This is a genomic window from Nonomuraea deserti (assembly GCF_004348685.1).
Lineage (GTDB): Bacteria > Actinomycetota > Actinomycetes > Streptosporangiales > Streptosporangiaceae > Nonomuraea > Nonomuraea deserti.
In genome coordinates this window covers 1-8058 of the sequence record NZ_SMKO01000302.1, presented here as the reverse complement: position 1 = coordinate 8058, position 8058 = coordinate 1, and the positions used below count along the sequence as shown (strand labels likewise).

Below are 8058 nucleotides of genomic sequence, written 5' to 3'. Positions count from 1 at the left end.
CACCACCCGGCTCGGCCCGCGCACCGCCAGGCTCGGCTCGCGCACCACCCCGCCCGGTTCGCGCACCGCCCGGCTTGGCTCGCGCACCGCCCGGTCTGGCTCGCGCGACGCCCCGTCCGCCGCCGTCCTGTCTGCCCAGCCCGTCGTCGCGCGGTCCGTCTCCTCCGAGCTGACAGCGACGCGCTCCGCCTCGGCACAGCGCGCCAGGGCGAAGTCCACCGCGCCGCGGTCCGGCTCGGCGCGATCTCTCTCCAACCGCTCCACCCCGAACTCGTCCATCCCGGGCTTGTCCGCCCCGAACACGTCCACCTCGGGCTTCTCCGCCCCGAGTGTGGTCAGCCCGACGACGCCCACCCCGAACCTCGCGCCTCGACGCCATCACCCTTGAACTGATCAGGTTCGCCTGCGACTTCTCTCGAACCGGCCCACCTCGGCACCCCGCCCACACCCACCATCGCCCTCGGTAACGTCCCGCTCGAACGGCCCACCTCGGCGTCCGTCCGCGCCCGATCCGCTCGACAGCGTCCCGTCCGCGCCCGACCGATCCGCTCGATAGCGTCTCGCTCGGACCGGTGCGGCTCAGCACCGCCCGTCGCGCGGCTGCCTCGCCGCCCGCGTTCTGGCCGACGCCCCTCCCTTTACGGCAAGCCGGCGGCACCGCACACGCCGCCCCCAGTGGCCGCCCGTCCTGGCCGGTCGTGAAGGCCAACGGGTTGCTCGCCGTGACGACGCGCCCTGCCGGCCGTGTGCCGGGGCGACATGTCGCCCGTATCGCAGCAGACCTTCTGTCCCGCCTACGCCTTCCCATGCTGCCCATGCAGGCCCGCGAGGAGGCCGGGGACGTCGTGTGCTGAGGGCAGAGCGCGGGACGAGCCGGTTCAGCCGGGCCGGCCGGTCCCGCGTCGCCGCGCTTCCTTGGCCTGCTCCATCCCGTCGAGGAGGTAGCCGAGACCTTCGGCGAACGTGGTGTCCCACTCGGCGGAGGGGTCGCTCGCGGGCCCGCCGGGGAAGTCGAGACCGTGTTCGGCGAGGGACGGATAGAGGTCCGCGCGCTCCTTCAGGAAGGCGCCCGTGCCGCCCTCGTCGCGCTCCTGCCATGTGACCTGCATGATGACCGAGCCCATGACGTAGTTGGCCAGGCTGTAGGCGGCGATCTTGGGCGCGGGGAAGCCCGCCTCGGCCAGGGTCTCGTACAGGAACTCGGTGCGCTCCAGCGCGTTCGGGCCCATGAGCGGCCGGTCGAGGATGGTGGCCGACCAGGGGTGGCGCAGCAGCGCGCCCCGCCATCCGCTCATCAGCTCGCGCGCCGCCGCCCGCCAGCCGGCCTCGCGGCCGGGCAGCCGCACCTCGTGGAAGACGGCGTCCAGAGCCAGGTCGAGAACGTCGTCCTTGGTCTTGACGTGCCAGTAGAGGGTGGTCGAGCCGGTGTCGAGCCGCTCGGCCAGGCGGCGCATGGTCAGCCGCCCGACGCCTTCCTCGTCGAGCAGCGCCACCGCCTCGGCCACGATCTTGCCGAGCGTCAGCGTCTGCCTGGGCGCCTTCGGGGGGCGCGACCACACGGTGTCCACCCGGAGATAATACGTTGTACGAGATACTCGATCGATGGTCTAGTTGTAGAACGCTGGTCGAGTGGAGGTCCGGGTGGGGCACATCGAGGTGAGCGGGCTGGCCTATCTGCTGCCCGACGGGCGACCGCTGCTGCATGACGTGTCGTTCAAGGTGGGCGACGGCGCCAAGGCGGCGCTGGTGGGTCCGAACGGCGCGGGCAAGACCACGCTGCTACGTCTGATCGCGGGCGAACTCGCCCCGGCCGACGGCCGGATCTCCGGCAGCGGCGGCATCGGCGTGATGCGGCAGTTCCTCGGCTCGGGCACCGTGCACGACCTGCTGCTGAGCGTGGCGCCGCGACGCGTCCGGGAGGCGGCCGCCGCGCTGGACGCGGCCGAGTCGGCGATCGTGCTGCGCGACGACGAGCCACGCCAGCTCGCCTACGCCCAGGCCATCGCCGACTACGCCGACGCGGGCGGCTACGACCTGGAGGTCGTGTGGGACGTGTGCACGACCGAGGCGCTGGGGCTGCCCTACCCACGGGTTCGGGACAGAGGGGTGGGCACGCTGTCAGGCGGCGAACAGAAGCGGCTCATGCTGGCGGCGCTGCTGCGCGGGCCAGACGAGATCCTGCTGCTCGACGAGCCGGACAACTTCCTCGACGTGCGGGGCAAGCAGTGGCTTGAGCGGGCGATCAGGGAGTCGGCCAAGACGGTGCTGCTCGTCTCGCATGACAGGTGGCTGCTGGCGGAGACGGCCGACCGGATCATCACGGTGGAAGGGCGCGGGGCGTGGGTGCACGGCGGCGGGTTCGCCGGCTATGCCGAGGCCCGCAGGCGCCGCGCCGAGCGGCTCGAGGAGCGGCGCGGGCGCTGGGAGGACGAGCGAGCCCGGTTGCGCGGCCTGGTGCACACGTTGCGTCAGCGCTCGGCGAACAACGACGCGCTCGCGGGTGCGTACCGGTCGGCGGTGACGAGGCTGGTGCGGTTCGAGCGGGCCGGGCCGCCCGAGCGCGCGCCGAAGGAGCAGAACGTGCGCATGCGGCTGCGCGGCGGCCGCACCGGCAAGCGGGCGGTCATGTGCGAGGACCTGGAGCTGAGCGGGCTGCTGCGGCCGTTCTCCGCGGAGATCCGGTACGGCGAGCGCGTCGGCGTCCTCGGCGCGAACGGCACCGGCAAGTCCCATTTCCTGCGGCTGCTGGCCGGCGAGCCGATCGCCCACACCGGCGTGGCCCGGCTGGGCGCCAGGGTCACGCCAGGGCATTTCGCGCAGACCCACGAACGGCCCGACCTGCGCGGGCGGGCCGCGGCCGACGTCGTGATGCGCGAGCACGCCATGACCCGCAACGAGGCGATGGCGGCGCTGGCGCGCTACGAGCTGGCGCCGGCGGGCGGGCAGCCGTTCGAGACGCTGTCGGGCGGGCAGCAGGCCCGGCTGCAGATCCTGCTGCTGGAGCTGTCGGGGGCGACGTTGCTGCTGCTCGACGAGCCGACCGACAACCTCGACCTGGCCGGCGCGGAGGCGTTGCAGCGGGGGCTGTCAGGGTTCGCGGGCACGGTGCTGGTGGTCACGCACGACCGGTGGTTCGCCGCCGACCTCGACCGTCACCTGATCTTCCGCGCGGACGGGGGCGTGCAGGAGAGCTCCGAGGCACGCTGGGACCTCTAGCCGGAGGCCGCGCGCTCCGGGCGCAGGGCGGAGACCGTCATGGCCTCGTCGACGGCCTCGGGCGACAGCACGTGGTCGAGCACCATCACCGCGCACCCGCTGATGCCGGCGCCCGCGCCGAGCCGGCTCGGCTCGATGCGCAGCCTGCGGGTGGCGAGGGCGGTGGAGCGGCGGTAGACGACCTCGCGGATGCTCGACACGAGCGGCCCGAACGCCTCGGCGACGTCGCCGCCCAGCACCACCACCGACGGGTTGAGGATGTTGACCGCCCCGGCGAGCACCTCGCCGATCCTGCGCCCCGCCTCGCGCACGGTGGCCATCGTCTCGGCGTCGCCCGCCCGCACCAGCGCCGTCACGTCGGCGATCGTCGTGACGGCCTTGCCGCGTGCCCGAAGGTCGCGCAGCAGCGCGGTGCCGCTGGCGACGGAGTCGACGCAGCCGGTGTTGCCGCACCGGCACAGCACGTCGCCGCCGTCGAGCACGGGGATGTGCCCGATCTCCCCCGCGGCGCCCAGCGCGCCGCGCAGGATTCCGCCGCCGGCGACGACGCCCGCGCCGATCCGCGTCGAGATCTTCACGAACATCAGGTCGTCGAGGTCGGGGTAGGCGCCGCGGTGCTCGCCGATGGCCAGCACGTTGACGTCGTTGTCGACGAGCACCGGGACGGGGAACCGCTCGCGGATGATCGGCGGGATCACCACGCCGGTCCACGATGCCATCACGCGGGCGCTCTCCGTGCGGCCCTGCGCGAACTCGACCGTCGCCGGCACGCCCATGCCGACACCCGCGACCATCGAGCGGGGACGCCCGCCGAGCAGTTCGTCCCAGGTGTCCATGAGCAGCGGCAGCACCACGTCGGGGCCCTGCTCCACGTCCATCGCGAACTCGCGGCCGTCGATCTCGTGCCCGGCCAGGTCGCAGACGGCGACCCTGGTGCGGCTCGCGCCGAGCGCCGCCACCAGCACCACGCCTCCCGAGGCGTTGAACTCCAGCCGGACCGGTGGCCGCCCGCCGGTGGACGGGGCGTCGGCGCGCTCCACGACCAGGCCGCGTTCCAGCAGCTCGCCGACGCGCAACTGCACCGCGGGACGTGACAGGCCGGTCACCCGGCCGAGATCGCCGCGGGTCACGGCCTCTCCGGAGCGGATGAGGCGGAGCACCTCACCACTTGTGGCGAGGGTCGCGGCAGTACGTCGAGGCATCGGCTAAGTGAACCACATGGGGTTAGGTCATGAAAAGTCGAGACTTTTTTATCTCGGATGCCAAAACTCAGCTTGTGTGCGAACCGAACTCTGGTTATTGTCCGTTCTGTCCCTGCTTGGTAGATCATGGAGCCCTCAACCGTGTCCCCCCTCTCGACCACACCCGCGGACCAGCCCGCGGACCACCCCGGTACGCACACCGCCGACCTCGTCGTCTTCGGCGGGACCGGCGACCTGTCCATGCGCAAGCTGATCCCGGCGCTCTACCACAGCGACAGGGACGGCCGGCTCTCCCCCGAATTCCGTGTCATCGCCCTGTCCAGGGGCGGGCTGACCGACGCCGACTTCCGCGGCAAGGTGGACGCCGAGGTGCGCGACCAGGTGCCGGCCGACGACCAGGCCGGCTGGCAGCGTTTCCTCGGCCGCCTGCACCACGTCTCGGTCGACGTCGGCAGACACACCGGTAGCGACGCCGGTGGCGACGCCGGCGGGACGGACACAGCGGGCTGGGGCGCGCTCACCAGGCTGCTGGCCGGGCACGAGCGGCGCGACCGGGTGTTCTACCTGGCCAGCCCGCCCCGCACGTTTGGGCCGTTCTGCCGCGAGCTCCACGAGGCCGGGCTGGTGACGCCGCGCTCGCGCGTGGTCCTGGAGAAGCCCCTGGGCCACGACCTGCCGAGCGCGCAGCGGATCAACGACGAGGTCGGCGCCATCTTCGACGAGCACCAGATCTTCCGCATCGACCACTACCTGGGCAAGGAGACCGTCCAGAACCTCCTGGTCCTGCGCTTCGCCAACGCCTTCCTCGAGCCGATCTGGAACTCGTTGTGGATCGACCACGTCCAGATCACCGCGGCCGAGACCGTCGGGACGCCCGGCAGGCGCGGCTACTACGACCACGCGGGCGCGCTGCGCGACATGGTGCAGAACCACCTGCTCCAGCTCCTCACGCTGACCGCGATGGAGCCGCCGGCCCGCAGCGACCGCGAGGCCGTCCGCGACGAGAAGGTCAAGGTGCTGCAGGCGCTCCGGCCGATCACGGGCACCGAGGTCGACCGCTTCACCGTGCGCGGCCAGTACGTCGGGGCGGACGGCATGCCCGGCTACCTCGACGAACCCGCCTCCACGCCGCCGACCGAGGCCTCGCGGCGGGTGGAGACGTTCACCGCGATCCGGGCCGAGGTGAAGAACTGGAGGTGGGCGGGGGTGCCGTTCTACCTGCGCACCGGCAAGCGGATGCCGTACCGGCGCTCGGAGATCGTGGTGCAGTTCAAGGACGTTCCGCACTCCATCTACCCCGGCGGCGCACCGAACCGCCTGGTGCTGCGGCTGCAGCCGGAGGAGGGCATCCAGCTGCACATCATGGCCAAGGAGCCGGGCGCGGGCGAGGTGACGCTGAAGCCGGTGCCGCTGTCGCTGAGCTTCGGCGAGACGTTCACGACGCGGGTGCCGGAGGCGTACGAGCGGCTGCTGACCGACGTGCTGGCCGGGAACCCGACGCTGTTCATGCGGCGGGACGAGGTGGAGGCGGCCTGGCGCTGGATCGACCCGATCCTGCACGCCTGGGAGTCGCAGGCCGAGCTGCCCGAGCCCTACCCCGCGGGAACGACCGGCCCCGCGGGAGCCCACGAACTGCTCGGCCGCAGCGGTCGTACGTGGCACGAGGAGGACGCGTGAACGACCACGGCGGCCCGATCGCCCAGCCGGTCCTCGGGCCGGTCCTCGGGCCGGTCAGCAGGCCGATCACCAGGACCGTCAGCAGGCCGTTCACCAGGCCGGTCATCACACGGAGCGACCTCGGGTTCACCGGCCCGACGAAGGAGCGTGCATGAACCCCGTCATTCAGGAGATCACCGACCGGATCGCCGAGCGCAGCGCCGCCAGCCGGACCGCGTACCTCGCGAGGATCCGCCGTGACGGCGAGGCCGCGCGGGCGAAGGGGCCCGCGCGGGCGCACCTCGGCTGCGCGAACCTGGCGCACGGCTTCGCGGCCGCGCCGGACGAGGACAAGCCCGCTCTGCGCGGCACGGCGAAGCCGGGCGTGGCCATCGTGACCAGCTACAACGACATGCTCTCCGCGCACCAGCCGTACGAGACGTACCCGCAGGAGCTGAAGGCCGCCGTGCGCAAGGCGGGAGGCGTGGCGCAGGTGGCGGGCGGTGTGCCCGCGATGTGCGACGGCATCACGCAGGGGCGGCCCGGCATGGAGCTGTCCCTCTACAGCCGCGACGTGATCGCCATGGCCACCGCGATCGCGCTGTCGCACGACATGTTCGACGCGACGCTGCTGCTGGGCGTGTGCGACAAGATCGTGCCCGGGCTGTTCATCGGGGCGCTGCACTTCGGGCACCTGCCGGCGATCTTCGTGCCGGCCGGGCCGATGACGTCCGGCCTGCCGAACAAGGTCAAGGCCCGCACCCGGCAGCTGTTCGCCGAGGGCAAGGTGGGCAGGGACGAGCTGCTCGACGCGGAGGCCAGGTCGTACCACTCCCCCGGCACCTGCACCTTCTACGGCACCGCCAACTCCAACCAGGCGCTGATGGAGGTGATGGGCCTGCACCTGCCGGGCTCCACGTTCGTCAACCCGCACACCGAGCTGCGCCACGCCCTGACCGGGGCCGCGGGACGCAGGGCCGTGCAGATCACCGCGCACGGCGGGGAGTACACGCCGATCGGCGAGGTGGTCGACGAGAAGGCCATGGTGAACGCCTGCGTCGCCCTGCTGGCGACCGGCGGCTCGACCAACCACACGCTGCACCTGGTGGCCATGGCGGCCGCCGCGGGGATCGTACTGACCTGGGACGACCTGGCCGGGCTGTCGCGGGTGGTGCCGTCGCTCACGAGGGTCTACCCGAACGGCCAGGCGGACGTGAACCACTTCCGCGACGCCGGCGGCATGCAGGTGCTCATCGGTGATCTGCTGGACGAGGGGCTGCTCCACGCCGACGTGCTCACCGTCGCGGGACGCGGCCTCGACCGCTACCGCGAGGCGCCCGCCCTGGTGGACGGCGAGCTGCTCTGGTCGCCGGTCACGGGCGGCAGCGCCGACCTGGACGTGCTGCGTCCCGCCGCCGGGCCGTTCGCCGCGGACGGCGGGATCCACATGGTCGAGGGCAACCTGGGCCGCGCGGTCAGCAAGGTGTCGGCGGTCAAGTCCGAGCACCTGGTGATCGAGGCGCCGGCCAAGGTCTTCGACGACCAGCTCGATCTGCTGAAGGCGTTCGAGGCGGGTGAGCTGGACGGGCAGGACTTCGTGGCGGTCATCCGCTACCAGGGGCCGAGCGCGAACGGCATGCCCGAGCTGCACAAGCTGACCTCGCCGCTGGCCGTGCTGCTCGACCGGGGGCAGCGGGTGGCGATCGTGACCGACGGGCGGATGTCCGGCGCGTCCGGCAAGGTGCCCGCGGCCATCCACCTGTCGCCCGAGGCCGCTGACGGCGGGCCGATCGCGCTGGTGCGCGACGGCGACGTCGTCAGGCTCGATTCGGCGGCGGGTGCCCTGGAGCTGCTGGTGCCCGCCGAGGAGCTGGCCGGTCGTACGCCGGAGGGGCGGCCGCTGAGCGACGCGCAGTGGGTGGGGACGGGACGCGAGCTGTTCGCCGCCTTCCGCCGGATGGCGGGGCACGCGGAGCTGGGGGCC

Annotated in this window: 7 protein-coding genes; 4 read left to right on the top strand and 3 right to left on the bottom strand. The window is 72.6% G+C overall.

Going from position 1 to position 8058, the window contains the following annotated elements:
- Together E1292_RS48315 and E1292_RS48310 are read right to left on the bottom strand one after the other, a co-directional pair.
- On the bottom strand, positions 1 to 354 hold a 354-nt coding region (locus E1292_RS48315; RefSeq protein ID WP_220447430.1), incomplete at its 3' end, for a hypothetical protein.
- Positions 355 to 878: 524 nt separating this feature from the next.
- Complete coding sequence (locus E1292_RS48310) at positions 879 to 1568, bottom strand: TetR/AcrR family transcriptional regulator (protein WP_132606535.1); 690 nt, start codon at positions 1566 to 1568, stop codon at positions 879 to 881.
- Between the two features lie 73 nt (positions 1569 to 1641).
- On the opposite strand from E1292_RS48310, the gene E1292_RS48305 reads away from it, so the two are divergent.
- Positions 1642 to 3216, top strand: a complete 1575-nt coding sequence (locus E1292_RS48305; RefSeq protein WP_132606534.1) for an ATP-binding cassette domain-containing protein — start codon at positions 1642 to 1644, stop codon at positions 3214 to 3216.
- Here the strand turns inward: E1292_RS48305 and E1292_RS48300 are convergent.
- Complete coding sequence (locus E1292_RS48300; protein ID WP_132606533.1) at positions 3213 to 4418, bottom strand: ROK family transcriptional regulator; 1206 nt, start codon at positions 4416 to 4418, stop codon at positions 3213 to 3215. The genes E1292_RS48305 and E1292_RS48300 overlap by 4 nt on opposite strands.
- 141 nt (positions 4419 to 4559) lie before the next feature.
- Between E1292_RS48300 and zwf the strand changes: the two genes are divergently transcribed.
- From zwf to edd, 3 genes are all read left to right on the top strand, one after another.
- A complete protein-coding gene (gene zwf / locus E1292_RS48295; protein ID WP_281284164.1) occupies positions 4560 to 6095 on the top strand; it encodes a glucose-6-phosphate dehydrogenase in 1536 nt (511 codons plus the stop codon).
- Positions 6092 to 6250 carry a hypothetical protein gene (locus tag E1292_RS52035; protein ID WP_165975146.1) on the top strand — a complete coding sequence of 53 codons (159 nt, stop codon included), beginning with the start codon at positions 6092 to 6094 and terminating at the stop codon, positions 6248 to 6250. Before zwf ends, E1292_RS52035 begins: the two co-directional genes overlap by 4 nt.
- A partial coding sequence (edd, locus tag E1292_RS48290) for a phosphogluconate dehydratase (RefSeq protein WP_132606531.1) occupies positions 6247 to 8058 on the top strand: 1812 nt, incomplete at its 3' end. The genes E1292_RS52035 and edd, both read left to right, overlap by 4 nt.

Coding starts and splice junctions, on each gene's coding strand:
- E1292_RS48300 (WP_132606533.1), bottom strand. CDS start 4,418: ATGCCTCGACGTACTGCCGCGACCCTCGCCACAAGTGGTGAGGTGCTC.